20 protein-coding genes and 1 riboswitch are annotated in these 25,209 nt (G+C 67.5%); of the genes, 6 read left to right on the forward strand and 14 right to left on the reverse strand.

What is annotated here, in order from left to right; genetic code table 11:
• Positions 1-139: 139 nt before the first annotated feature.
• Complete coding sequence (gene typA / locus D514_RS23120; protein WP_017828655.1) at positions 140-2,053, reverse strand: translational GTPase TypA; 1,914 nt, start codon at positions 2,051-2,053, stop codon at positions 140-142.
• A 102-nt stretch (positions 2,054-2,155) separates the two neighbouring features.
• Here typA and D514_RS23125 point away from each other — a divergent pair, with 102 nt between their 5' ends.
• Entirely contained in the window at positions 2,156-2,962 is an 807-nt protein-coding gene (locus D514_RS23125) for a CPBP family intramembrane glutamic endopeptidase (protein WP_017828656.1), read from the forward strand.
• Positions 2,963-2,967: 5 nt separating this feature from the next.
• Here D514_RS23125 and D514_RS23130 read toward each other — a convergent pair whose 3' ends face one another.
• The 13 genes from D514_RS23130 to D514_RS23190 all read right to left on the reverse strand — a co-directional run bounded on the left by D514_RS23130 (position 2,968) and on the right by D514_RS23190 (position 19,349).
• Positions 2,968-3,537 carry a PH domain-containing protein gene (locus tag D514_RS23130; protein WP_017828657.1) on the reverse strand — a complete coding sequence of 190 codons (570 nt, stop codon included), beginning with the start codon at positions 3,535-3,537 and terminating at the stop codon, positions 2,968-2,970.
• Positions 3,538-3,539: 2 nt separating this feature from the next.
• Positions 3,540-5,213, reverse strand: coding sequence for an ABC transporter ATP-binding protein (locus D514_RS23135; protein WP_017828658.1), 1,674 nt, complete (start codon positions 5,211-5,213; stop codon positions 3,540-3,542).
• Positions 5,210-6,151: an ABC transporter permease gene (locus D514_RS23140; protein ID WP_017828659.1), complete on the reverse strand. Its 942-nt coding sequence runs from the start codon at positions 6,149-6,151 to the stop codon at positions 5,210-5,212. The genes D514_RS23135 and D514_RS23140 overlap by 4 nt, the downstream gene beginning before the upstream one ends.
• Positions 6,144-7,070, reverse strand: coding sequence for an ABC transporter permease (locus tag D514_RS23145; RefSeq protein WP_017828660.1), 927 nt, complete (start codon positions 7,068-7,070; stop codon positions 6,144-6,146). The genes D514_RS23140 and D514_RS23145 overlap by 8 nt, the downstream gene beginning before the upstream one ends.
• A 104-nt stretch (positions 7,071-7,174) precedes the next feature.
• The gene (locus D514_RS23150; RefSeq protein WP_017828661.1) at positions 7,175-8,806 is read right to left on the reverse strand and encodes an ABC transporter substrate-binding protein; all 1,632 of its coding nucleotides are present in this window, start codon (positions 8,804-8,806) and stop codon (positions 7,175-7,177) included.
• Between the two features lie 219 nt (positions 8,807-9,025).
• Positions 9,026-11,959 carry an aminomethyl-transferring glycine dehydrogenase gene (gcvP, locus tag D514_RS23155; protein ID WP_051056548.1) on the reverse strand — a complete coding sequence of 978 codons (2,934 nt, stop codon included), beginning with the start codon at positions 11,957-11,959 and terminating at the stop codon, positions 9,026-9,028.
• Complete coding sequence (gene gcvH, locus D514_RS23160) at positions 11,937-12,314, reverse strand: glycine cleavage system protein GcvH (protein WP_017828663.1); 378 nt, start codon at positions 12,312-12,314, stop codon at positions 11,937-11,939. Before gcvH ends, gcvP begins: the two co-directional genes overlap by 23 nt.
• Complete coding sequence (locus D514_RS23165) at positions 12,311-13,513, reverse strand: glycine cleavage system aminomethyltransferase GcvT (protein WP_017828664.1); 1,203 nt, start codon at positions 13,511-13,513, stop codon at positions 12,311-12,313. The genes gcvH and D514_RS23165 overlap by 4 nt, the downstream gene beginning before the upstream one ends.
• A gap of 154 nt (positions 13,514-13,667) precedes the next feature.
• A riboswitch (glycine riboswitch) is annotated at positions 13,668-13,762 on the reverse strand.
• A gap of 172 nt (positions 13,763-13,934) precedes the next feature.
• On the reverse strand, positions 13,935-14,810 hold the full coding sequence (locus D514_RS23170) for an ABC transporter ATP-binding protein (protein WP_017828665.1): 876 nt from the start codon (positions 14,808-14,810) through the stop codon (positions 13,935-13,937).
• The gene (locus D514_RS23175) at positions 14,807-15,658 is read right to left on the reverse strand and encodes an ABC transporter ATP-binding protein (protein WP_017828666.1); all 852 of its coding nucleotides are present in this window, start codon (positions 15,656-15,658) and stop codon (positions 14,807-14,809) included. The genes D514_RS23170 and D514_RS23175 overlap by 4 nt, the downstream gene beginning before the upstream one ends.
• Complete coding sequence (locus tag D514_RS23180; protein ID WP_017828667.1) at positions 15,655-16,632, reverse strand: ABC transporter permease; 978 nt, start codon at positions 16,630-16,632, stop codon at positions 15,655-15,657. The genes D514_RS23175 and D514_RS23180 overlap by 4 nt, the downstream gene beginning before the upstream one ends.
• Positions 16,625-17,620 carry an ABC transporter permease gene (locus D514_RS23185; protein ID WP_017828668.1) on the reverse strand — a complete coding sequence of 332 codons (996 nt, stop codon included), beginning with the start codon at positions 17,618-17,620 and terminating at the stop codon, positions 16,625-16,627. The genes D514_RS23180 and D514_RS23185 overlap by 8 nt, the downstream gene beginning before the upstream one ends.
• A 40-nt stretch (positions 17,621-17,660) precedes the next feature.
• Complete coding sequence (locus tag D514_RS23190) at positions 17,661-19,349, reverse strand: ABC transporter substrate-binding protein (RefSeq protein ID WP_017828669.1); 1,689 nt, start codon at positions 19,347-19,349, stop codon at positions 17,661-17,663.
• A 270-nt stretch (positions 19,350-19,619) separates the two neighbouring features.
• Between D514_RS23190 and D514_RS23195 the strand changes: the two genes are divergently transcribed.
• Genes D514_RS23195 through D514_RS23215 form a run of 5 tightly spaced genes read left to right on the forward strand, consistent with a single transcriptional unit; the run spans position 19,620 to position 25,198 of the window.
• Positions 19,620-20,336, forward strand: coding sequence for an NUDIX domain-containing protein (locus D514_RS23195; RefSeq protein ID WP_017828670.1), 717 nt, complete (start codon positions 19,620-19,622; stop codon positions 20,334-20,336).
• Complete coding sequence (nadA, locus tag D514_RS23200) at positions 20,333-21,670, forward strand: quinolinate synthase NadA (RefSeq protein ID WP_017828671.1); 1,338 nt, start codon at positions 20,333-20,335, stop codon at positions 21,668-21,670. The genes D514_RS23195 and nadA overlap by 4 nt, the downstream gene beginning before the upstream one ends.
• Positions 21,667-23,190: an L-aspartate oxidase gene (gene nadB, locus D514_RS23205; RefSeq protein WP_017828672.1), complete on the forward strand. Its 1,524-nt coding sequence runs from the start codon at positions 21,667-21,669 to the stop codon at positions 23,188-23,190. Before nadA ends, nadB begins: the two co-directional genes overlap by 4 nt.
• Positions 23,190-24,041, forward strand: a complete 852-nt coding sequence (nadC, locus tag D514_RS23210) for a carboxylating nicotinate-nucleotide diphosphorylase (protein ID WP_017828673.1) — start codon at positions 23,190-23,192, stop codon at positions 24,039-24,041. The genes nadB and nadC overlap by 1 nt, the downstream gene beginning before the upstream one ends.
• A 20-nt stretch (positions 24,042-24,061) precedes the next feature.
• A complete protein-coding gene (locus D514_RS23215; protein WP_017828674.1) occupies positions 24,062-25,198 on the forward strand; it encodes a cysteine desulfurase family protein in 1,137 nt (378 codons plus the stop codon).
• The last annotated feature ends 11 nt before the right edge of the window (positions 25,199-25,209 follow it).

Raw genomic sequence — 25,209 nt, forward strand, 5'->3', positions numbered from 1 at the left:
CCAGGCGCAAGTGAACCACTCTGAACCATGAACCTGAACGAAAACCATCCCTCACCTGGGATTTACATGAGAAGAGGGCCCCATGCTCGCCTTTCGGCGGCACGAGGCCCTCTTACTCGGAGCGTCTCCGAGACGGGTCTCAGACGTTCGCGTCCTGGCGCTTCAGGCGGGCGGTCTCGCGCGCGCGGGTGTTCGCGTCGAGGTTCACCTTGCGGATGCGGACGACCTCGGGGGTCACCTCGACGCACTCGTCGTCGCGGGCGAACTCGAGGCTCTCCTCCAGCGTCAGCTGGCGCGGAGGCGTCATCGACTCGAAGGTGTCGGAGCTCGCCGCACGCATGTTGGTGAGCTTCTTCTCCTTGGTGATGTTCACGTCCATGTCGTCGGCGCGGGAGTTCTCGCCGATGACCATGCCCTCGTAGACCTCCTGCGTGGGCTGCACGAAGAACGACATGCGCTCCTGCAGGGCGATCATGGCGAACGGGGTGACGACACCCTGACGGTCGGCGACGATCGAGCCGTTCTGACGCGTCGTGATGGAACCGGCCCACGGCTCGTAGCCGTGCGAGATCGCGTTCGCGATGCCGGTGCCGCGGGTGGTGGTCAGGAACTCGCTGCGGAAGCCGATCAGGCCGCGCGACGGAACGATGAACTCCATGCGCACCCAGCCGGTGCCGTGGTTGGTCATGTTCTCCATGCGCCCCTTGCGGTTCGCGAGCAGCTGGGTGATCGCGCCGAGGTGCTCTTCCGGAGTGTCGATCGTGAGGTGCTCGAACGGCTCGTAGGTCTTGCCGTCGATCTTCTTCGTGACCACCTGCGGCTTGCCGACGGTGAGCTCGAAGCCCTCGCGACGCATGTTCTCGACGAGGATGGCGAGCGCGAGCTCTCCACGGCCCTGCACCTCCCACGCATCCGGACGTCCGATGTCGACGACCTTGAGCGAGACGTTTCCGATGAGCTCCTTGTCGAGACGGTCCTTGACCATGCGAGCGGTGAGCTTGTGGCCCTTGACCTTGCCCATGAGGGGCGAGGTGTTGGTGCCGATCGTCATCGAGATGGCGGGGTCGTCGACCGTGATGGCCGGCAGCGGACGCACGTCTTCGGGGTCGGCGATGGTCTCGCCGATCGTGATGTTCTCGAAACCGGCGATGGCGACGATGTCGCCGGGACCGGCGGACTCGGCGGGGTAGCGCTCGAGCGCACGGGTCTTCAGGAGCTCGGTGATGCGCGCGTTCTGGTGCGTGCCGTCGGCACGCACCCAGGCCACGGTCTGGCCCTTCTTCAGCGTTCCGTTGAAGACACGGAGCAGAGCGAGGCGGCCGAGGAACGGGCTGGAGTCGAGGTTGGTGACCCAGGCCTGCAGCGGGTGCTCGTCGTCGTACGCGGGCGCGGGAACGTGCTCGAGGATCGCCTCGAACAGCGGCTCGAGATCGTCGTTGTCCGGCAGCGAGCCGTCGGCGGGACGGTTCTGCGATGCCGCACCGGCACGGCCGGAGGCGTAGACCACCGGCACGTCGAGGAGAGCGTCGACGTCAAGGTCGGGCACATCGTCGACCAGGTCGGAGGCGAGACCCAGCAGCAGGTCATGCGCCTCTTCCTCGACCTCCGCGATGCGGGCGTCGGGGCGGTCGGTCTTGTTGACCAGGAGGATGACGGGGAGCTTGGCCTCGAGCGCCTTGCGCAGCACGAAGCGGGTCTGCGGCAGCGGGCCCTCGCTCGCGTCGACGAGCAGCACGACGCCGTCGACCATGGAGAGGCCGCGCTCGACCTCGCCACCGAAGTCGGCGTGACCGGGGGTGTCGATCACGTTGATCGTGATCTCCTTGCCCTGGGCGTGCTTGCCCTTGTACGTGATCGCCGTGTTCTTGGCGAGGATCGTGATGCCCTTCTCACGTTCCAGGTCGTTCGAGTCCATGGCGCGCTCATCGACGTGGGCGTGTTCGCCGAAGGAGCCCGTCTGACGCAGCATGGCGTCGACGAGAGTGGTCTTGCCGTGGTCGACGTGCGCCACGATCGCGACGTTGCGGAGGTCAGAACGGAGGGCGTGCGCCATGCAGGTGTCCTAAAAGATGTGGGGTTTCGCCGGGAAGCCGACGTTCCAGGATAACGCAAGCTCAGGGCTTGTTCCTGAAAAGCAGGTCGTAGCATCGAGATCGTGACCCGACCGCAGGCTCCGTGGGACCTCCCCGACCTCTCCCCCACTCCGTCCCGAGCGCGCCTGTGGTGGGAGATCTCGATCGTCCTGGCCCTGGGCCTCGGCCAGTCCGCGGTGTATGCGATCGTGCAGCTCGCCTACCGCCTCACCGACGAGGTCCCGATCGCCGATCAGGTCGCGAAGCTGAACCCCTCCCGCAGCGATCGGGAGATCTTCGACCTCATATACCAGGTGCTCGCGATCGGCTTCTCGCTCATCCCCGTGCTGCTGGTGTGCTTCCTGCTCTGGCAGTCGCGTCGCCCGCATCTCGCGCGGCTGGGGCTGGACGGCACCGGGTTCGCGAAGGATGCGGGTCGTGGAGTCCTCCTCGTCCTGGTGATCGGCATCCCCGGCCTCGGCCTGTACCTCGCCGGCCGGGCTCTCGGACTCACGGTCGCGATCGACCCCGCCGGGATCGACGCCTACTGGTGGACCGTGCCGGTGTTGCTGCTGGCCGCGGCGCGGGCATCGCTGCAGGAGGAGTTCGTCCTGCTCGGATACCTGTTCGCCCGGCTCCGGCAACTCGGCTGGAGCCCGTGGACGATCATCGTCTCGACGTCGGTCCTGCGGGCCAGCTACCACCTCTACCAGGGGTATCCGGCGTTCATCGGCAACCTCGCGATGGGCCTGCTCTTCGGTTGGCTTTATCAGCGCACGGGCCGGCTGATGCCGTTCCTCGTGGCGCACTTCGTCATCGACGCCGCCGCGTTCGTGGGGTACCCGTGGGCGGCGGGAACCTGGCCCGAGCTGTTCGGGTTGCCCGGCTGATCAGCTCAGGATGAGGCGGTGCCGGCGACGATGATCGCCCCGATCGTCCAGAGCACGATCACGGCGAGTGCGATGAGCGCGGGGGCGTCCCAGGTGCGACGGATCGACGTGGGCACGGGAGGCGCCGCCTCCCAGAGATCGCGGATTTCCGTGAGGGCGCGGAGGCCGGCGGGAGCCTTGGGTTCGGCGGCGTCACCCCGCGCGGGGCGCGGTGGCCTGGCACGGGCGGGGCCGCCGTAGCAGGTGAGGTCTCGTCCATCGTCGAGCGAGAACTGGAGCTGCCAGCGAAGGTCGATGTCGCGCACGTTGTTCCAGCCGAAGCTGGTACGGCGCAGCATGTTCTGCACGACGACGCCCTCGGGGTCCACCCGAACCGAGGAGACGTAGCTGAGCTCGTAGACGACCCACAGAGCCAGCAGCACCCACGGGGCAATGAGCAGCATCTGCACCCAGCTCCCTCGCACGACGGTGTCGCCGAGAAGGAACAACGCGAGCAGCGTGCTCGGGATCAGGATGACCAGTCCCGAGGACGCGCGATACGTTCGCGCGCCCTCGGGATGCTGTGGTTCGGTCACCGTCAGCGACCGCCGAGAGGGATCGACGCCCCGGGGATCGCCTTGAGCAGACGGTCGGTGTACTCCTGCTGCGGGTTGGCGAAGATCTCGTCGACAGTGCCCTGCTCGACGATCCTGCCCTTCTCCATGACGCACACGAGGTCGCTCGACACGCGGACGACGGCGAGGTCGTGCGTGATGAACAGATACGTGAGCCCGAGCTCGGACTGGAGTTCGGCGAGCAGCTGCAGCACCTGGTCCTGCACGAGCACATCGAGCGCCGAGACGGCCTCGTCGAGCACGATGATGTCGGGCTTCAGTGCCAGTGCACGCGCGATCGCGACGCGCTGACGCTGTCCGCCCGACAGCTCGTTCGGGTACCGAGTGGCGAGCACGCGCGGCAGCGAGACCTGATCGAGCAGCTCTTCGACGCGTTCGCGCTGCGATGCGCGATCGCCCACGCCGTGGATCTGCAGCGGCTCGGCGATCGTGTTGCCGATGTTGCGCAGCGGATCGAGCGAGCCGTACGGGTCCTGGAAGACCGGCTGCATGCGACGACGCAGGCCGAACGCCTGAGCGCTCGACAGCTTCGACACGTCCCGGCCGTCGATCTCGATGGTGCCGCTGGTGGGCTCCTCGAGCTTCAGCACCATCTTCGCCACCGTGGACTTGCCGGAGCCCGATTCGCCCACGAGAGCGAGCGTCTTTCCTCGGGGGATCTCGAACGACACATCGTCGACCGCTCGGAAGGCCTCGCTGCGGAACCCTCCCTGACGGATCCGATAGTCCTTCGTGAGCCCCGCGACACGCACCGTCGGAGGGATGGCGGCGAGGTCTTCGATCGTCTCGATGCCTCGGTCCTCCACCACTGCCTGGATGCGCTGCGACGCGACGCTGGGCGCCGCAGCGACCAGGCGCTTCGTGTAGGGGTGCTGAGGGTTTTCGAGGATCTGGCGGCTCGGCCCTGCCTCGACGATGTTGCCGCCGTTCATCACGATGATCTTGTTCGCACGCTCGGCCGCGAGGCCCAGGTCGTGCGTGATCAGGAGCATCGAGGTGCCCTTGTCGCGGGTGAGCGAGGCCATGTGGTCGAGGATCACACGCTGCACCGTCACGTCCAGAGCCGAGGTCGGCTCGTCGGCGATGAGCAGCTTGGGGTCTGCCGCGAGCCCGATACCGATCAGCGCACGCTGACGCATGCCGCCTGAGAACTGGTGCGGGAACTGATGCAGTCGCTTCTCGGCATCGGCCAGGCCCGCCTGCTGCAGAACCTCGATCGTGCGCGCCTTGGCACTCCCGCGATCCCGGGCGATGCCGTTCGCACGGATCGCCTCCTTGACCTGGAATCCGATGCTCCAGACGGGGTTGAGGTTCGACATCGGGTCCTGCGGCACGAAGCCGATGTCCCGACCGCGCACGGCCTCGATCTCACGGCGGTTCAGTGTCGTGAGCTCTCGCCCGTCGAGGGTGATGGACCCCGCGGTGACCTCTCCGGTTCCGGGAAGCAGGTTCACGATGGCCGTGGCCGTCGTGGACTTGCCTGATCCCGACTCGCCGACGATGGCGACGGTCTCGCCCGGCATGATGTCGAAGCTGACTCCGTGGAGCACTTCGCGCAGCCCCTCCTGGGTGCGGAAGGCGACCGTGAGGTCGCGGACGCTCAGCAGAGGGACCTGTTCGGTGACGCGCTCGCTCATCGGCGTGCCCTCGCCTTCGGGTCGAGGGCGTCTCTGATGAGCTCGCCCAGGGTGACGAATGCCAGCACCGCGAGGGTGAGGGCGATCGACGGATAGATGAGTGCCATCGGCGCCACGCGCAGCGAGGCCTGGGCCTTCGCGATGTCGTTGCCCCACGACATCACGTCGCTGCCGAGCCCCACTCCGAGGAACGAGAGCGTGGCTTCAGCGACGATGGCCGCAGCGAGGCCGAGCGTCGAGACGACGAGCAGTGGAGCGATCGCATTCGGGACGACGTGGTTCAACAGGATCTTGAACTTCGACTGCCCGAGCGCCTGCGATGCCATCACGAAGTCGGCTTGGCGGACGCGGAGCACCTCCGCCCGAACGACACGCGCGGTCGAGGCCCAGGCGAACGCCCCGATGGCGAACGCGAGAGTCCACACCGACCGGGCGTCCCGGAACACGGTCATCACGACGACGGCCGCGAGGATGTACGGGATCGCGAAGAAGATGTCACCGATGCGCGACAGCAGTCCGTCGAGCCAGCCGCCGTAGAAACCGGCGAGGGCTCCCATGATCAGGCCGAGCACAGACGAGATCACGGTGGCGATCAGGCCCACAGCCAGCGACGTCTGCGATCCCCACACGATGCGGGCGTAGATGTCGCACCCCTGGAACGTGAATCCGAGGGGGTGCCCCTCGGTCGGCCCGCCGTTGCTGTTGGAGAGCTGGCAGCCTTCGTTGGGGGGTGTGGAGGTGAACAGCGTCGGCCACAAGGCCATCACGAGGAAGAACAGCGCGAGCGCGATCGAGAACCAGAACAGCGGGCGACGGCGCAGGTCGAACCAGGCGTCCCTCCACAGGTTGCTGGGCTTGTCCGAGATACGGACGGCGTCGACGGAGATCGACTCGGTCTCCACCGGGGCGACGTAGTGCTGAGGTGTGGAATCAGGCATAGCGGATCCTCGGGTCGAGCAGACCGTAGAGCAGGTCGATGAGAAGGTTCACCAGCACGTACAGGATGACGAATACCGTCACGAAAGAGACCACAGTGGGGCCTTCGCCGCGCTGGATCGCCTGGAACAGCGTGTTACCGACACCCGGGACGTTGAAGATTCCCTCGGTGACGGTGGCGCCGACGAGCAGCACGCCGAAGTTCGTGGCGGAGTTGGTGATGACGGGGATCAGCGAGTTGCGCAGCACGTGTACGGGGAGCACGCGGCTCCGGGAGAGCCCCTTGCTGTAGGCGGTACGCACCCAGTCCTGGTTCAGAGTCTCGATGACGGAGCTGCGCATCAGACGCATGCTCACGGCATAGAGGCTGAACCCGAGGACGATCGCCGGGAGCCACAGCCCGCCCCAGTCGTTGTCCGCGCCCACGGTGGGCTTGAACCACCCGAGCTGGATCGCGAGGAAGTACTGCGCGAGGAACGCGACCACGAAGATGGGGATCGCGATCGCGACGAGGGCGACGACGAGGGACACGTTGTCGAACAGCTTGCCCTTGCGCAGCGCCGAGATGGTTCCGATGATGATCGCCAGCGTGAACTCGATCGCGATCGCCATGACGGCGAGGCGCCCCGTGACCGGGAGGGTGGCGGCGAGAACCGCCGAAACCGGGCGACCGGAGTACGTCGTGCCCAGGTCACCCTGGAGGACACCGGTGATGTAGTACCAGTACTGCACGATGAACGGATCGTTCAGGTGGTACTGCTCGCGCAGCTGCTCGAGGACAGCGGGGTTCGGGGTCTTGTCCCCGAACAGGGCGAGGATCGGATCGCCGGGCATGGCGAACACGAGGAAATAGATGAGCAGGGTGGCTCCGAAGAAGACCGGGATCACCTGCAGAAGACGTCTCAGAATGTAACCGAGCATCCGCTTGTCCCTTCTTAGAGGGGTGAGAGAAGCGAGGCGAACACAAGCCTGTGAGGCGGTGACGAAGAATCGTCACCGCCTCACAGGTGAAGTGCCGTCGGGCTTTACTCGCCGGCCTTCGTGATCTCGTAGTACAGCGGAACCGAGTTCCAGCCGAACGTCACGTTGTCGACGTTCTCGCTGAAGCCACCGGTCACGTTCGAGTACCACAGCGGGATCGCGGGCAGGTCCTGGAACAGAACCTCCTGCGCCTTCGTGAAGTCCTCGATCTGCGCGTCGGCGTCGGGGTTGCTGATACCGGCCTTGATCAGGTCGTCGAACTCGGGGTTCGAGTAGTCACCGTCGTTGGAACCGGCGCCGGTCGCGTAGAGCGGTCCGAGGAAGTTGTACAGACCCGGGTAGTCGGCCTGCCATCCCGAACGTGCGGCGGTGGTGATGGTGCGGTCGTTGACCTTGGACCGGAGGTCCTGGAAGGTCGGGTACGGGTCGCCCGATGCGTCGATGCCCAGGGTGTTCTTGATGCTGTTGCTCACAGCGTCGACCCATGCGTCGTGTCCGCCGTCGGCGTTGTACGCGATCTTGAACGTGCCCTCCCACGGGGCGATGGCGTCGGCCTCGGCCCACAGCTCCTTCGCCTTCTCGGGGTCGTAGTCGAGGACCTCGCTGCCGGGGACCGAGTCGGACCAGCCGGCGATGACCGGCGACGTGAAGTCCTTCGCCGGGGTGCGCGAGCCCGAGAAGATGGTCTCGGTGATCTCGTCACGGTTGATCGCCATCGACAGCGCCTGACGACGCAGCTTGCCCTCTTCGCCGCTGAAGTGCGGCAGGAACTGGCCGATGGTGAACGACTGGAACACAGCGGAGGGCTGGTTCACGGCGCGGTCGCCGAGCTCGTCGGTGAAGACAGCCAGCGAGTTCGTCGGGATCGCGTCGATGACGTCGACCTCGTTCGACAGCAGGTCGGCGTACGCCGCTTCCTGCGTCGCGTAGAACTTGATGGTGAGGCCGCCGTTGGCCGCCTTGCGTCCGCCGTCATAGTCGTCGTTGCGGACGAGCTCGATCTGGACGTCGTGCTGCCACGCGTCTTCGTCGGCGATCTTGTACGGGCCGTTGCCGATCGGGTTCTGACCGAAGGCATCCATGTCTTCGAATGCGACATCGGGCAGCGGGTAGAACGCCGAGTAGCCGAGACGCAGCGCGAAGTCAGAGGCCGGCTTGTTGAGCGCGATCGTGAAGGTGTAGTCGTCGACCTGCTTCAGGCCGGTGAGCTCGGAGTCCTCGTCGTAGCTGAAGCCCTCGATGTCCTCGAAGAAGTAGCTGGAGAGGTGGCCGTTCGAGAGCTTCGCGCCCTCGTTCCACGCCTTGATGAAGTTGTCGGCCGTGACCTCTTCACCGTCGGTGAAGGTCAGGCCTTCCTTGATCTTGATCGTGAGGTTCTGGGGGTCCTCGGTGGTGATCTCCTCAGCCACGTCGTTGACCGGCTTGCCCTCGGCGTCGTAGTAGATCAGCCCTGCGAAGATCTCGTCGAGGATCTTTCCGCCACCCACCTCGTTGGTGTTGGTCGGGATGAGCGGGTTCTCCGGCTCGGATCCGTTGGTCGTGATGATGGCGTCCGCGTTGACGTTTCCGCCGGCGTCGCCGTTCGACTCGTTTCCGCCGCTGGCGCAGCCCGCGAGCGCCAGGGCGCCGATCACGAACAACGCGGTGCCCGCAAGGGCGATCTTGTTGCGCTTCACTTTGTGTCCTCCTGTGGACATTCGGGGTTCTGCGTGCGCATCGTCGAGCACGCAGGGATACCTGAGCGTAACCCGCCGGTTCGCGAACCGTCCTCTTCAGCTAACGAACTGTTACTGAGTGGTGACCATCTGTAACACCGGGGAAACACCGCGAAACAGCAGACGGTGCCGCGCTCCCATACAGAAGCGCGGCACCGTCTGCTCAGATGAGCACGTGGCTCAGGCGAAAGCCTCCACCGGCGGGCAGGCGCACACGAGGTTGCGGTCGCCGTACGCCTGATCGATGCGACGCACCGGCGGCCAGTACTTGCCGGCGACCAGGGCGTGCACGGGATAGGCGGCATCCTCTCGCGAGTACGCATGGTTCCACTCCCCCGCGATGAGCGACACCGCGGTGTGCGGCGCGTGCACGAGGGGGTTGTCGTCCGCGGGCCAGCGTCCGGCGGCGACCGCATCCGCTTCGGCCTTGATCATGACCATCGCCTCGATGAAGCGCTCGATCTCGTCGAGGTCCTCCGACTCGGTCGGCTCGACCATGAGGGTTCCCGCGACGGGGAAAGACATGGTCGGCGCGTGGAAGCCGTAGTCGATGAGGCGCTTGGCGACATCGTCGACCGTGATGCCGGTCGCTTCCTTGAGCGGGCGGAGGTCGAGGATGCACTCGTGCGCCACGCGGCCGTTCTCGCCGGTGTAGAGCACCGGGAAGTGGGCGCTGAGGCGCTCCGCGATGTAGTTCGCCGACAGCACGGCCGCGGCGGTGGCCCGACGCAGTCCATCGGCTCCCATCATGCGCACGTACGCCCAGGAGATCGGCAGGATGCCCGCGGATCCGTAAGGAGCCGCGGAGATCACGCCGCCGCCGAACGTGTAGCCGCCGAAGTGCTCGGCGCTCTGTGCGAGCGGGTGCGAGGGGAGGAACGGCGCGAGGTGGGACTTCGCCGCGACCGGTCCGATGCCGGGTCCACCGCCGCCGTGCGGGATGGCGAAGGTCTTGTGCAGGTTGAGGTGCGAGACATCGCCGCCCAGGTCGCCGAAGCGCGCATAGCCCAGCAGCGCGTTGAGGTTCGCGCCGTCGACATACACCTGTCCCCCCGCGTCGTGCACAGCGGCCGTGATCTCGACGACCTGCTCCTCGTACACGCCGTGTGTGGAGGGGTAGGTGATCATGAGAGCGGAGAGGTCGTCGGCGTGGAGGGTGATCTTTGCGCGCAGGTCGTCGAGGTCGACGTTGCCGAGCTCGTCCGTCGCCACGACGACGACCTTCATGCCCGCGAGCACGGCCGAGGCCGCATTCGTGCCATGAGCCGACGACGGGATGAGGCACACCGTGCGGTGCGCGTCGCCGTTCGCGTGGTGATAGCCGCGGATGGCGAGGAGGCCGGCCAGCTCACCCTGAGAGCCGGCGTTCGGCTGCAGCGAGACCGCGTCATACCCGGTGACCTCGGCCAGCCAGCCCTCGAGCTGCTCGATGAGCTCGAGGTAGCCCTGCACGTCGGCGGCCGGAGCGAACGGGTGGATGCCGGCGAACTCGGGCCAGCTGATGGCTGCCATCTCGGTCGCCGCGTTGAGCTTCATCGTGCACGAGCCCAGGGGGATCATGCCGCGATCGAGCGCGTAGTCGCGGTCGGAGAGGCTCTTCAGATACCGCATCATGGCGGTCTCCGAGCGGTGCGAGTGGAAGACGGGGTGCGTGAGGTACTCATCCTGACGCCGCAGCGCCTCGGGAAGCCGGCCGTGCTCGGAGGCGGCGATGTAGCCGAAGGAGCGCCCTGTACCCGACGCGAAGCAGCCCGCGACCCGATCGAGGTCGGTGAACGTCGTGGTCTCATCGACCGAGACCCCGACGGTGTCGGCGTCGACCTCGTGGAGGAGATAGCCCGCGTCGTGCGCGGCGGCGACGATCTCGGAGGCGCGGCCAGGCACACGGACACGGAGAGTGTCGAAGAACTCCCGGTGCTCGATGTCGAGTTCGAGCTCGATGAGCCACGTGGCCAGAGCGTCCGCCTTGCGGGCCACGTCCAGGGCGATCGCCCGGAGCCCGTCAGGACCGTGGTACACCGCATACATCGACGCCATGACGGCCAGCAGCACCTGCGCGGTGCAGATGTTCGAGGTCGCCTTCTCGCGGCGGATGTGCTGCTCACGCGTCTGCAGCGAGAGCCGGTAGGCGGGCTTGCCGTCGGCATCCACCGAGACACCGACGAGACGGCCGGGCAGCTGACGCTCGAGACCGGAGCGGACAGCCATGTAGCCCGCGTGCGGGCCGCCGAAGCCCATCGGAACGCCGAAGCGCTGCGTCGTGCCGACCGACACGTCCGCACCGAGCGAACCGGGCGAGGCGATCAGCGTGAGAGCGAGCAGGTCGGCGGCCGCGACCGCGAGAGCACCGGAGAGGTGCGCCGCTTCGAAGACGGCCGACGGATCCCACACCCGTCCGGATGCGCCCGGGTACTGGACGAAGACACCGAACAGCTCGGAGGGCAACTCCTCGCCCGCGGCGAAGTCGACGGTGACGATGTCGATGCCGAGCGCCTCCGCGCGCGTGGCGAGCATCGCCCTGGTCTGCGGGAGCGCGTCCGCGTCGACCGCGAACGCCGTCGACGACGACTTCGAGGCGCGCCGGGAGAGCAGCATCGCCTCGACGACCGCCGTCGACTCGTCGAGCATCGAGGCGTTCGCCGTGGTGAGGCCGGTGAGTTCTGCGACCATCGTCTGGAAGTTGATGAGCGCCTCCAGGCGCCCCTGCGAGATCTCCGGCTGGTACGGCGTGTACGCGGTGTACCAGGACGGGTTCTCCAGCACGTTGCGCTGGATCACCTGCGGCGTGATGGTGCCGTAATAGCCGAGGCCGATCATCGGTCGGTTCACGGTGTTGCGCGAGGCGAGCGCGCGCAGCTCGGCGAGAGCCTCGGTCTCGCTCGCGGCGGACGGGATGCGCGAGGGCGCGTCCGCTGCCTCGGATGACGGGCCCGTGTAGATCGACGCGGGCACGGCCTGGCGCATGAGCGCCTCGACCGGGCTCAGCGCATCGTCCGCTCCGGCTTTGTCGAGACCGAGGGCGGCGAGCATCGTGCGCTGCGCGGCATCCGTGGGTCCGATGTGACGATCGGCGAAAGTGACCACTGGCGAATCAGCCCTCCGTGAGTGCGACATAGGCGTCGCGGTCGAGCAGTCCATCCAGCGCGCCGTCGGCGACGGCGACCTTGAGCAGCCATCCGCCCTCGAACGGCGCCGCGTTGACCAGCGACGGGTCATCGACGGCCGCGTCATTGATCTCGACGACCGTGCCGGAGACCGGTGCGTACAGCTCACCGACCGACTTGGTGGACTCGATCTCTCCGACGACCGCTCCCGCGGTGACCTCGGTGCCGACGGCGGGGAGCTCGACGAACACGACGTCGCCCAGCTTCTCGGCGGCGTAGTCGGTGATGCCGATGGTCACGGTGTCGCCGTCAGCGGCGATCCACTCGTGCTCTTCGGTGTAGTGGAGTGCGGCGAGATCGGTCATTTGGTCCTCCGGTAGAAAGGCAGGGCGGTCACGGTCGCGGGGATCCTGGTGCCCCGCACATCAAGGAATACTGCGGTTCCCTCTTCCGCGGAAGAAGGCTTCACGTAGGCCATCGCGATCGGATGACCGAGCGTGGGGCTGAGCGCCCCGCTCGTGATCTCGCCGAGCACCGATCCGTCTTCGTCGACGACGGCGTATCCGGCGCGGCCGGCGCGCTTGCCCTCGGCCACGAGTCCGACCAGGACCGGCGCTTGCGCTGCCTCGGTCGACTCCGCGGCGGCGGAGAGCGCCGCCTTGCCGACGAAGTGCTCCTTCGCGGTCACGACGACGCGTCCGAGGCCTGCCTGAGACGGCTGAGTGTCAAGGCTCAGTTCGTGCCCGTAGAGCGGCATCCCCGCCTCGAGGCGAAGAGTGTCGCGCGCGGCGAGCCCGGCGGGAACGAGGCCGTGCGGCGTGCCGGCAGCGAGCAGGGCATCCCACAGCGCCGCCGCGTCGTCAGCGGCGACGAGAAGCTCGAAGCCGTCCTCGCCCGTGTAGCCGGTGCGCGCGAGGAGGAGCGGCTTGCCGCGGTAGTTCGCCGACGCCCAGGCGTAGTACTTCTGATCGGACCAGGGAATGCTCACGTCGGTGATGTCAGCGGTCGCGGCGAGGATGGCCTCGGCTTTCGGCCCCTGCACCGCGATGAGGGCGTAGTCGTCGGAGACGTCTTCGACGTCGACTCCGCGATCGCCGAGGAACCCCGCGAAGCTGCGCTCTTCGCCCGGTGCCCGAGCGGGGAGGTCGCGCTCGACGAGCGACGGGAAATCACGGACGCGTTTCGCGAATGCCGAGTCGACGAAGCCCCGATTGCCGGCGTTCGCGATCACGAGGTAGCGGTCCTCGGCCAGCCGGTAGGCGATGACATCATCGATGATGCCGCCACCCTCCGCGAGCAGGAGCGAGTACTTCGCCTTCCCGACCGGCATCGCCGAGATGCGGCCGGCCAGAGCGTAGTCGAGGAAATCCGCTGCGGCCTCGCCGGTCACCAGGAACTCCGCCATGTGCGAGATGTCGAAGATGCCCGCGCTCTGGCGCACGGCGTGGTGCTCGGCGAGGTCGGACGTGTAGCGCACCGGCATCTGCCAGCCGCCGAAGTCGGTGAACGACGCGCCGAGCGCCTCATGGCGTTCGCGGAGCGGGGTGTAGCGGGGGTCGGACATGGAGTTCTCCCGGGCTGTGTCGGGTGGAACGGCGGCGTCGCCGTTCCTCGGAACTCCCCCTCTGTCATGGGCCTGAGAGTTTCACCCGCGCACGGAGGCGGGGCTTTCACCGTCGGCGGATCCGCACGGTCGCGGTATCGCTTTTCAGAGTGGCCGGAACCGCGCGGTACGCGTACCTGAGAGATTGGCGGGGAGGCTTGCTCCTTCGGTGCCCGGCTGCGTTCGCCGGGGCTCTCCCGCGTGGGTCATTCGGCCTGTCTTCAATTGTGTGTTCAGTCTAGCCGGTGCGGCCCCTGCGCAGAGGCCCGGGTCCCGACACGAAGCTCCCGTCGCGCCCTCAGTCGCTGCGAACGTGCGCGAGCGACCGAGAGTGCGACGGGAGCGAGGGTGTGGACGGTGCCCGTCAGTGCGCAATGCCGAGTCAGTGCGCGATGCCGAGTTCGGCGCGGACCTCGTCGCGGAGGCGGCCGAGGTTGTCGGGCTCTGGCGCCGCGCCGAGGAGAGTCCTGGTGTACTCGTGCTGCGGATTCAGGATGACCTCGTCCGCAGGACCGCGCTCGACCACGTCGCCCTTGTAGAGCACCATGATCTCGTCGGAGAAGTGCCGAGCCGTCGCCAGGTCGTGCGTGATGTAGAGGACACCGAGGTTCTCCTCGCGCTGCAGATCAGCCAGCAGGTTGAGAACGCCCAGCCGGATCGACACGTCGAGCATCGAGACCGGCTCATCCGCGACGATGAACCGCGCCCCCGGAGCGAGGGCACGAGCGATCGCGACCCGCTGCCGCTGCCCGCCGGACAGCTCGTGCGGGCGGCGCTCTGCGAAGCTCTCCCCCGGCGTCAACCGCACCCGCTCCAGCAGCTCGACCGCACGTTCGCGCACCTGCGAGCGGGACAGGTCGGGGTGGTGCAGACGGATCGGACGCTCGAGGTGATGCACGATGGTGTGGAAGGGGTTCAGCGACGCGAACGGGTCCTGGAACACCATCTGCACATCCGCGCGGTAGCGCTCCAACGCCCGCCCCCGCGTGCCAGACGGCTTCCCATCCAGAAGGATCTCCCCGCTGGTGGGAGTCTCCAGCTTCATCAGCATCCGGGCGATCGTGGACTTCCCCGACCCCGACTCCCCCACCAGAGCGACCGTCTTGCCGGCCTCGATCGTGAAGGACACGTCCTTCACCGCGTGCAGCACGTTGGTGCGGAACCCGGAACGCAGATGGAAGTCCTTCACCAGATTCCGCGCCTCCAGACGTGCCGTCTGCGGCGTCGCCGTCTCGGCGCGGTTGCTGTGGGTGGTCATCGGACGCCCTCCTGGCTCACACCGGTACGAACGAAGTCGCCCCGCTCGCCCTTGAGCGACGGGAAGCTCGACAGCAGCCGCTTCGTGTATTCGTGCTGGGGGGACCGGTAGATCTCCTCCGCCGTCCCCTCCTCCACGATCTGTCCCTGCAGCATGATCGCGATCCTGTCGCTGATCTCGATCAGCATCGGCAGATCATGCGTGATGAAGATCACCGCGAAACCGAGCTTCTCCCGCAATCGCATGATCTCCCGGATGATCCCGCGCTGCACGACCACGTCCAACGCGGTGGTCGGCTCGTCCATGATCATCACCTGGGGGTCGAGGGCCAGGGCCATCGCGATCATCATGCGCTGCCGCATCCCGCCCGAGAGCTCATGCGGGAAGCTCGACAGGCGATTCGGGTCGACCCCGACGAGGGTGAGCAGCTCCTCCGCCCGAGCGGTCTTCGCCTTCTTGCTCATCCCTGGGCGGTGCGTGTCGAAGATGTCGAAGATCTGCGCCTTGACCGAGATGACCGGGTTCAGCGAGTTCATCGCGCCCTGGAACACCATCGAGATCTTGTCCCATCGGAACGCCCTGAGGCCTTCCCCATCCAAGCCCACGATGTCGATGTCATGACCATCCCGGTCATGGAACACGATCTCGCCACCCGTCATGAGGGCCGGCGCCTTCAGCAGACGGTTCATCCCGTACGCCAGGGTCGTCTTCCCGCACCCCGACTCCCCCGCCAGCCCCAGGATCTCGCCTCGGTTCAGCGTCAAGGAGACATCGCGCACGGCCTTCACCGGCGGATCCACCTCATACTCGATCGACACGTTCCGCGCCGTCAGGACGGGCTCGCTCATGCGGTGACTCCCTTGGTCTTGGCAGCCTTGCGCACGCGGCGCGCGGCTTCGGGCGCATTGCGCAGCTTCGGGTTGATGACCTCGTCGATCGCGAAGTTGATGAGCGACAGGCCGGCACCGAGGAGTGCGATCATGAGCCCGGGCGGGACGAACCACCACCAGGCTCCACGTCCGAGAGCCTGCCCCGACTGCGCGTCGTTGAGGATCGAGCCCCAGGTGATCGACGAGTTGGGGCCGAGGCCCAGGTACGAGAGCCCTGCCTCACCGAGGATCGCGAAGATGATCGCGAACAGGAACTGCGCTGCGAGCAGCGGAAGGAGGTTCGGCATGATCTCGACGAGGATCACGCGGAACGACCGCTCCCCCGCCACCTTCGCGGCGTACACGTAGTCGCGTGTGCGGAGAGAGCGCGTCTGGAGCCGGAGCACATAGGCCGCTCCCGCCCAGGAGGTGATGCCGAGCACGAACGCGACGAGCTGCCAGCTGCGCTGCGGCACGAAGGAGGCGATCACCATCACGAGCGGGAGTCCGGGGATCACGATCATGACGTTCGTGAGGAGCGCGAGACCGTCTTCGCGCCAGCCACCCAGGTATCCGGCGAGGACACCGAACAGCAGGGACAGCACGATCGCGATGGCTCCGGCGGTCACGCCGATGAGCAGCGAGCCCTGCGCGCCGATCGCGAGCTGGGCGAACATGTCGTTGCCGAGCTTGGTCGTGCCGAGCCAGTGCTCCGCGGAAGGCGGCTGGAGCGCGGGGTTGGCGGTGCTGCGCGGATCTTGCGAGAACATCGGCGCGATGATCGCGAACAGCACGATCGCGACCACGATGATCGCGCCGACGATGAACTTCGGCGACGTGCTGGGCAAGATGCGGCGACGCTTGCGTCCCTGCTGCGTAGCGAGCGAGATCGTGCTGGCCGGTGCCGTGATCGGCGGCTCCTGGGTCAGGAGCGGGTTCTTGGTGTCAGACATTCTGGCGAGCCCTCGGGTCGATGAAGCCATAGACGAGGTCCATGATGAAGTTGGCGGCGAGCACCGTCAGGGTGATGACGAGGAACAGTCCCTGCATCAGCGCGTAGTCGTTGTTGGTCACGGCCTGGAACATCAGCTTGCCGATGCCGGGGTAGGTGAACACCTGCTCCATCACGATGGATCCGGCCACGACGAACCCGAGGGTGATCGAGAAGCCTGCGATCGAGGGGATCGCCGCGTTGCGGGCCGCGTACGTGGTGAGCACGCGGCGGGGCCGCAGACCCTTCGCCTCGGCCGTGAGCACGTAGTCCTCGGCGAGCGTGGACACCATCATGTTGCGCATGCCGAACATCCAGCCGCCGACCGAGCTGATCACGATCGTGAGCGCCGGGAGGATCGCGTGCGCCACCGCGTCGGTGAAGAACGCCCAGGTCGGCTCGGGGCCGTCAGGGTAGTCGAAGACGTCGTAGCCGCCGAAGATGGGGAACCATCCCAGACCGACCGCGAACACGGCCACCAGGATCAGCGCCATCCAGAAGTACGGGATCGACTGCAGCACGGTGGTGGCGGGGATGAGGTGATCGACCCAGGTGCCGCGCTTCCATCCGGCCCAGGCGCCGAGCACGACGCCGAGGACGAAGGAGATGACGGTCGCGGTACCGACCAGGATGAGCGTCCAGGGCAGGGCACCCGCGATGAGTTCCGTCACCGGGGTGGGGAACTTGGTGACCGAGACGCCGAGGTCGCCCTGGAACATCCGCCCCCAGTACGCGAGGTACTGCTCCCACAGCGAGGAGTCGTCGCCGCCGAGCAGGAGCCTGATGTTGCGGATCGTGGTCTCGGAGACATCGCCGCCGGCGCGCTGCATCTTGGCGATCATGATGTCGGCCGGGTTCCCCGGCATGAGCCGGGGAAGAAAGAAGTTGATGGATATCGCGGCCCAGAGCGTGAACGCGTAGAACCCGATTCTTCGTGCATAGAACTTCATGTCACTTGTTTCCTGACTTCCTTCTTCCCCGACTCCTTTCCTACTTGACCGGCTGCAGCTGCGTCAGGACGTAGCCTGCCGCGATCGCACCCCAGGACGGCGGGAAGGCGTAGAGGTCTTCCTCGGTCGGCCAGCCCGTGTAGTCCTTCGTGTTGTAGAAGGTCTGCGTCGCGTTGATGACGAGCGGAATGTAGGGCAGGTCACGCACGATCTCGGTCTGGATCGTGGCGTACAGCTCCTTCTTCGTCGCCTCGTCGTTCGTGCTGATCGCCGACTGGATCGCGGTGTCGACAACAGGGTTGCTGTAGCGGCTGAAGTTCCAGCGGCCCGCGGGGATCTCGGTGCCGACCGGGGTCGTCGACTCGACGGCCGTGCCGCCGAACCAGTCGCGGTAGATCTGGAAGGGGTCGGCGACGGACGTGCCGATCACACCACCCATGATGAGCTGGAACTCGCCACCCTGACGGGAATCGGAGAACTCCTGCCACTGCACGGTCGATGCCGTGATCTTGATGCCGGCGGCCTCGGCCTGCTCGGCGATCAGCTTCGCGGCGTCGTTGTAGTCGGTCCAGCCGTCGACCGAGGTGAGCGTGAGCTCGAGCGGAACCCCGCCCTTCTCGTAGATGCCGCTGGAACCCTTGGTGTAGCCGGCGGCCTCGAGGATGGAACCGGCCTCGGCGGCATTCGCCTCCTGCGGGCTGACCTCGTTGGCCGGGTCGGCGAGCCACTTCTCGTCGCGCGGCAGCAAGGTGAACGCCGGCGAGATGTCCCCCGTGAGGCCGACGAATGCCTTGTCCTTGATGATGCCGCGGTCGATCGCCACGTTGAGCGCCTGACGCACGGCGACGTCGGTCTGCGGCCCGGTGCAGCCGAGGTCGGCGTTCGAGCAGGTGTAGAGCACCGTCGGGTCCTGGGGCGTGTTGATCCACTCGATCGCTCCGTTGCCGGTGACATCATCCGGGTTCGGGATGAACATGCCGGTCCAGTCGAGCTTGCCTGCGGCGAGCAGGTCCTGTGCGGTCTGGTTGTTGTCGACCGCGATGTACTGGACCTTCTTGACGCCGAGCTTGTCCGCATCGCGGTAGTTCTTGTTCGCGACGAGGGTGTACGACTCGCTCGTGGTCTTGTCGACGACGTAGGGGCCTGAGCCGACCGGCTCTTCGTTCGTGAAGTTCGCGAAGTCCTTGACGTCCTTCCAGACGTGCTCGGGGAGGATGTAGCTCGACCCCATCCGCTGGAACTCGGTCGTGTACTGCGCGGACGAGTACGTCAGCACGGCGGTGGTGTCGTCCGTCGCTTCGGCCGAGATCAGACCGTTGCCCTCGGGGTTGTTGGCCTCGTAGTTGAACGAGAACGCGACGTCCTTGGCGGTCAGGGGCTCACCGTCGCTCCACATGAGGTCGGGCTTGATGGTGACCGTGATCACCGTGCCGTCCTCGTTGTATTCGAACGAGTCGCCGATCAGGCCGACCGGCTCGGAGTCCGCGGTCTTGTTGTAGAAGAACAGCGGCTCGTAGATCGGTCCGAGCGCGCCGTGGAGCACGGTCGGTGCGAACGGGTTGTAGTTCGCGGTGATCGGGGTCTGGCTGCCGGCCCAGACACGCAGGGCCCGGTCGCCATCGGCGTTGCCGCTGTCGCTACCGCCGCCACAGGCCGTGAGGCCCAGGGCGAGGACGGATGCTCCGGCAATCGCGGTGAGCGCAATCTTGCGCCTTCCGTTACGGATCATTTCTCTTGTTTCCTCTCGGTGCTGCACTGCAGGAGGGATCGCTCCGGATGGAGCAGAACCCCGGATGCGGGGTTCATGGGCCCCGCGGAGGCGGCCGGTCGGCCACTCTCGAAGGGGTTTGTTAGGACAGTAACCTAACAAACCCCGTCCCGGTGAACAAGACTCCCCGAGCCCGTCAGATAACGTTTCGGACTCGACCGGCATCGTGGTCATATACGCGCACTAAGGGTGCGAATGACACTAAGATCGATCCCGGAGGTTAAGGTGCCCATGACTCAAAGCAGCGACATCCGCGTTGCCGTCTCGACGGTCATCCTGACGTTGCGACGCACGGATGACGGACGCGCGGTGCTCGCGCTGCCGCTCGTGCTGCGCACCCGCGAGCCCTTCGCCGACCAATGGGCCCTTCCCGGCGGGTGGCTCACGCCGACCGAGTCGCCCGTCGACGCCTCGGCGCGCACCCTCGCCGAGACCACCGGCCTCGCCCCCAGCTACCTCGAGCAGCTCTACGCCTTCGGCGCCGTCGACCGCTCCCCCACCAGAGTCGTGTCGATCGTGTACTGGGCGCTTCTGCGACAGGACGACGTGACGGCGCAGAGCGCGGCGCATCGCGCATCCGGCGCCGCCCCCGAGAACGTGAAGTGGTTCGACGTCGACGAGCTGCCGCAGCTGGCCTTCGATCACACCGAGATCGTCGAGTACGCGCTGTGGCGGCTGCGCAACAAGGTCGGATACAGCCGCGTCGCGCAGGGATTCCTGCCCGCGGAGTTCACGCTCGCCGAGCTGCGGGAGGCCTATGAGGCGATCCTCGGCCGCACCCTCGATCCCGCCAACTTCCGTCGCCAGGTGGAGGCAGCGGGCAACCTGCTCCCCACCGATCGGTTCCGCACCGGAAGCCACCGCCCCGCGCGTCTGTATCGCGACAACACCGATGTCGAGCTGGCCGATCGTGGCCCGCTCGGTCCCGAAGAAACGAGCACCCGATGAGCATCACCTTCGTACCCGCTCCTGCTGTCCCGCCCCTGGACGCCTCGGTCGACCATGCGATCCAGGCCATCGTCAGCGGAGCGTCGACCGATGCCACGTGCGCCACCGATCTCGCAGCCGGCCCCTGGGATTTCGACGCACGACCTGGCTACGGGCCGGGCTCGTCCATGGGGGACGTGATCCCGACCGGAGCCCCCCGACAGGGCGAACTGCCCGCCGAGTACCGCGAAGCCTCGGAGGAGGAACTCGATGGGCGGATCCGGGCGGCGAAGGCCACCCTCGGCGACAGGGTCGTGATCCTCGGCCACTTCTACCAGCGGGAGGAGGTCGTGCAGCACGCGGACTACGTCGGGGACTCGTTCCAGCTCGCGACTGCAGCCAAGGGACGCTCCGACGCCGAGGCCATCGTGTTCTGTGGAGTGCACTTCATGGCCGAGACCGCCGACCTGCTCTCACAGCCCGACCAGGCGGTGATCCTTCCAAACCTCGCCGCCGGGTGTTCGATGGCCGACATGGCCGACATCGACCAGGTCGAGGAGTGCTGGGAGCAGCTCGAAGAGGTGCTCGGTGACCTCGACGCCGTAGATGCCGACGGGCGTGTGCCGGTGATCCCCGTGACCTACATGAACTCCTCCGCAGCAATCAAGGGCTTCGTCGGACGGCACGGCGGGATCGTCTGCACCTCCTCGAACGCCCAGACGGTCCTGGAGTGGGCGTTCGAGCGCGGACGCCGGGTGCTGTTCTTCCCCGACCAGCACCTCGGCCGCAACACCGCGAAGGCGATGGGTGTGCCGCTCGAGCAGATGCCGATGTGGAACCCGCGGCGAGCGCTCGGCGGATCGTCCGCGACGGAGCTCGTCGACGCACGCGTGATCCTGTGGCACGGGTTCTGCTCGGTGCATCGCCGTTTCACGGTCGGCCAGATCGACCAGGCCCGCGCCGAGCACCCCGGCGTGCGTGTGATCGTGCACCCCGAATGCCCGATGGAGGTCGTCGACGCCGCAGACGAGGCGGGCTCGACCGAGTACATCCGCCGCGCGATCGACGAGGCCACGGAGCCCACCGCGTTCGCGATCGGCACCGAGATCAACCTGGTCCGCCGACTCGCGGCGCAGTACCCGCAGCACGAGATCTTCTGCCTCGACCCTGTGGTGTGCCCCTGTTCGACGATGTACCGCATCCACCCCGGATACCTGGCCTGGGTGCTGGAAGAACTGGTCGCCGGCCGCACGCCGAACCGGATCACCGTCTCCGACGACGTCGCCGATCCCGCACGGGTGGCACTGGAGCGGATGCTCGCGGCGAAGCCTCCGGTGGTCGCAGGCGCGCGATGAACGTCGTGGTCGTCGGCTCGGGCATCGCGGGACTCACCGCGGCGCTCCACGCGCACGAGTCCGGCCACGAGGTGACGATCGTCACCAAGGGAGACCTCGGCGACGGCTGCACAGGACTCGCCCAGGGCGGTGTCGCCGGGATCTATGGGCCTCGCGACTCCGCCGCACAGCACGCCGACGACACGATGGACGCCGGTGCAGGGCTGTCCGACCCGGAAGCCGTCGGTGTGCTGGTCGCGGAGGGCGCGTCCAGGATCGCCGAGCTGATCGCCCGCGGCGTCGCCTTCGATCGTGCGGCTGACGGCTCGCTGCAGCTCGGACGTGAAGCCGCGCACCGCCACGCCCGCATCGTGCATGCGGGAGGCGACGCCACAGGAGCGGCGATCTCTGCAGCCCTGGTCGCGTCTGTGCGCCGGACGCGAATCGATGTCATCGAGCGCGCCTTCCTGATCGATCTCGTGCGCGTCGGGGGTGCGGTGCGCGGCCTGCGGACCCTTCGCGACGGCGTGGTCTCCGACACGTCGGCCGACGCGGTGATCCTCGCCACCGGGGGCGCAGGGCACCTGTATGCGCACACGACGAACCCGGCGGGAGCGACGGGAGACGGCATCGCCGCCGCGCTGCGGGCGGGAGCAACGGTCGCCGACCTGGAGTTCGTCCAGTTCCACCCGACGATCCTCGCCTCGGGCCCGGCATTCCTGATCTCTGAGGCCGTGCGCGGCGAAGGTGCGACGCTGATCGACGAAGAGGGCCGACGGTTCGTGTTCGACAGCCACCCCGACGGCGAGCTCGCACCGCGCGACGTCGTGTCGCGGGCGATCGCCCGCCGCGCCGCGGCTCAGGGCTCACCGGTCAGGCTCGACGCCACGATGCTCGGCGCCGCCGCCCTCGCGCGACGCTTCCCCACCATCGACCGGGTGACCAGAGAGCGCGGCTTCGACTGGGCGCGTGAGCCGATTCCCGTGACACCGGCCGCGCACTATCTGATGGGCGGCGTGGTGACCGATCTCGATGGCCGCACGACGGTCCCCGGCCTGTTCGCCGTGGGAGAGGTCGCCCGCACGGGAGTGCACGGGGCCAACCGGCTGGCGTCGAACTCGCTCCTCGAGGGCGCGGTGTTCGGGGCCAGGGCCGCCGCCGCCCTGACGCGGCCGTGGACGGATGTCGATCACGAGTCCTGCCCGGTCGACGCGCGCGCACACGAGAGCCGCGACACGGGGGCGCCCGCCTTCACCCGGGCCGCCCTGCAGCAGCTCATGTGGGACGAGGTCGGACTGCTGCGAACGGGCGAGGGGCTCACCCACGCACTACGCACGCTGCGGGCGTGGTCTTCGTCGAGCTCAGCGCCGATGACGGCGAGCGCCCACGAAGATGCCAACCTGCTGCTGCTGGCCGAGGCGACGGCATCTGCGGCGCTGGCGCGAACGGTATCCGTCGGCGCGCATCATCGTGTCGACGCGCACATTCCCGAAACCGGTGCGCGCTCGCACGCCCCCTCATCGATCCTGGAGACCGTCTGATGCTGACCACTGCCACTGTGAACCGCGTCGTCGGCGCGGCCCTCGAAGAGGACGCCCCCTGGGGCGACCTGACCAGTACCGCGCTGCTGCCCGCAGATGCCACCGCCACCGCTGATCTCGTCGCTCGCGAGGCCGGGGTCTTCAGCGGTGGTGAGGTGTTCGCCGCCGCGTTCCGGCTCACCGACACCGCTCTCGACGTGGACCTGCACGTCGGCGACGGTGACGACTTCGCCGCGGGCGACGTCCTCGCGTCGGTCGCGGGCTCAGCGCGCAGCGTGCTCACGGCGGAACGCGTCGCGCTGAACTTCACGCAGCGGATGAGCGGCATCGCCACTCTCACCGCCGCCTACGTGGCAGCGATCGACGGCACGGGCGCCCGGATCGCCGACACCCGCAAGACCACACCGGGGCTGCGCGCGTTCGAGCGTCATGCCGTCGAGTCCGGTGGCGGCCGCAACCACCGCTACTCGCTGTCCGATGCCGTGATGGCGAAGGACAACCACCTCGCGGTGCTGAAACGCTCCGGCCGCGACCTCGCGACCGCACTGCGCGAAGCCCTGTCCCGCCTTCCCCACACGACTCACGTCGTGGTCGAGGTGGATCGTCTCGACCAGATCGAGGCTGTGCTCGACGGCGGTGCCCACACCGTGCTGCTCGACAACTTCTCGCTCGACGACCTGCGCGAGGGGGTTGCCCTGATCGGCGACCGCGCCACCGTCGAAGCCTCCGGCGGGGTGAACCTCGATACCGTCGGCGACATCGCCCGCACCGGAGTGGATGTGATCTCGGTCGGCGCTCTGACGCACTCCGCACGAGCCCTCGACCTGGGCCTGGATCTGCGGATCGACTGACCGCGATGTCGCACCCTGGCATGTTGTATCTCGATCACGCCGCGACCTCCCCGGTACGACCGGAGGTGCTCGAGGCGATGAGTCCGTATCTCTCCGGGGTGTACGGCAACCCGTCGAGCCATCACACGGCCGGCGAAGCCGCCGCGGGTGCTCTCGACGATGCACGCGCACGGGTGGCCCGGATCCTCGGGATGCGCACGGGTGATGTCGTGTTCACCGCAGGGGGCACCGAGGCGAACAACCTCGCGGTGAAGGGCATCGTGCTGGCAGCTCTCGAGGCAGGGCGACGTCATCTGGTGATCTCACCGATCGAGCACGAGTCGATCCTCGAATCCGCCGACTACCTCCGACGCTTCCATGCCGTCGAGGTGACGCTGCTGCCGGTCGACGCGCGCGGACGGATCGCACCGGACGACCTGACGGCGGCGATCCGCGACGACACAGCGCTGGTGTCGATCGGCCACGCGAACAACGAGATCGGCACGATCCAGGACGCGACGGCACTGGCTTCCGTCGCCCGGGCCGCCCGTGTGCCGCTGCATCTGGATGCCGTGCAGTCGGCCGGCTGGCTGGGGCTGCGGGATCTCGGCGCTGATGCGGTGTCGGTCGCCGGGCACAAGCTCGGTACACCCAAGGGCATCGGCGCCCTGGCCGTGCGCGGGCGGGTTCCCGTCGAGCCGCTGCTGCACGGCGGCGGGCAGGAGCGCGGACGACGCTCCGGTACCGAGAACGTCGCGGGCGCCGTGGCACTCGCGACGGCTCTGGAGATCGCGGAGCACGAACGCGAGGTGGTCGCCGCGCGCGTCGGCGCGGCGACGAGGCACTTCATCGCGCTGGTACTCGAGAGCATCCCCGAAGCCGTGCTCACCGGCGACGCCGTGCATCGTCTGCCAGGGACGGCGAGCTTCACCTTCGCCGGCACCAGCGGGGAATCGGTGCTGCTCGAGTTGGAGCGCCGTGGTGTCATCTCGTCGAGCGGATCGGCGTGCGCGGCGGGCAGCGATGAGCCCTCCCATGTGCTCCTCGCCTGCGCCGTGTCGCCCGAGGTGGCGCAGACCGCCGTGCGCTTCACCTTCGGTCGCGTTCCACTGCCCGACGACGCTCCCGCACGACTGGCCGCACTCGTCATAGAGTCGGTGCGCGCGGCTCGGGGCTGATACGCGGCCAT

The organism is Microbacterium sp. UCD-TDU, from assembly GCF_000340625.1.
Lineage (GTDB): Bacteria > Actinomycetota > Actinomycetes > Actinomycetales > Microbacteriaceae > Microbacterium > Microbacterium maritypicum.

Bases quoted from the DNA above. Each gene is read 5' to 3' on its own strand.
- typA (WP_017828655.1), bottom strand. From the start codon at position 2,053: ATGGCGCACGCCCTCCGTTCTGACCTCCGCAACGTCGCGATCGTGGCG.
- D514_RS23135 (WP_017828658.1), bottom strand. From the start codon at position 5,213: ATGAGCGAGCGCGTCACCGAACAGGTCCCTCTGCTGAGCGTCCGCGAC.
- D514_RS23140 (WP_017828659.1), bottom strand. From the start codon at position 6,151: ATGCCTGATTCCACACCTCAGCACTACGTCGCCCCGGTGGAGACCGAG.
- D514_RS23145 (WP_017828660.1), bottom strand. From the start codon at position 7,070: ATGCTCGGTTACATTCTGAGACGTCTTCTGCAGGTGATCCCGGTCTTC.
- gcvP (WP_051056548.1), bottom strand. From the start codon at position 11,959: ATGTCGCACTCACGGAGGGCTGATTCGCCAGTGGTCACTTTCGCCGAT.
- gcvH (WP_017828663.1), bottom strand. From the start codon at position 12,314: ATGACCGATCTCGCCGCACTCCACTACACCGAAGAGCACGAGTGGATC.
- D514_RS23165 (WP_017828664.1), bottom strand. From the start codon at position 13,513: ATGTCCGACCCCCGCTACACCCCGCTCCGCGAACGCCATGAGGCGCTC.
- D514_RS23170 (WP_017828665.1), bottom strand. From the start codon at position 14,810: ATGACCACCCACAGCAACCGCGCCGAGACGGCGACGCCGCAGACGGCA.
- D514_RS23175 (WP_017828666.1), bottom strand. From the start codon at position 15,658: ATGAGCGAGCCCGTCCTGACGGCGCGGAACGTGTCGATCGAGTATGAG.
- D514_RS23180 (WP_017828667.1), bottom strand. From the start codon at position 16,632: ATGTCTGACACCAAGAACCCGCTCCTGACCCAGGAGCCGCCGATCACG.
- D514_RS23185 (WP_017828668.1), bottom strand. From the start codon at position 17,620: ATGAAGTTCTATGCACGAAGAATCGGGTTCTACGCGTTCACGCTCTGG.
- D514_RS23190 (WP_017828669.1), bottom strand. From the start codon at position 19,349: ATGATCCGTAACGGAAGGCGCAAGATTGCGCTCACCGCGATTGCCGGA.
- D514_RS23195 (WP_017828670.1), top strand. From the start codon at position 19,620: ATGACTCAAAGCAGCGACATCCGCGTTGCCGTCTCGACGGTCATCCTG.
- nadA (WP_017828671.1), top strand. From the start codon at position 20,333: ATGAGCATCACCTTCGTACCCGCTCCTGCTGTCCCGCCCCTGGACGCC.
- nadB (WP_017828672.1), top strand. From the start codon at position 21,667: ATGAACGTCGTGGTCGTCGGCTCGGGCATCGCGGGACTCACCGCGGCG.
- nadC (WP_017828673.1), top strand. From the start codon at position 23,190: ATGCTGACCACTGCCACTGTGAACCGCGTCGTCGGCGCGGCCCTCGAA.
- D514_RS23215 (WP_017828674.1), top strand. From the start codon at position 24,062: ATGTTGTATCTCGATCACGCCGCGACCTCCCCGGTACGACCGGAGGTG.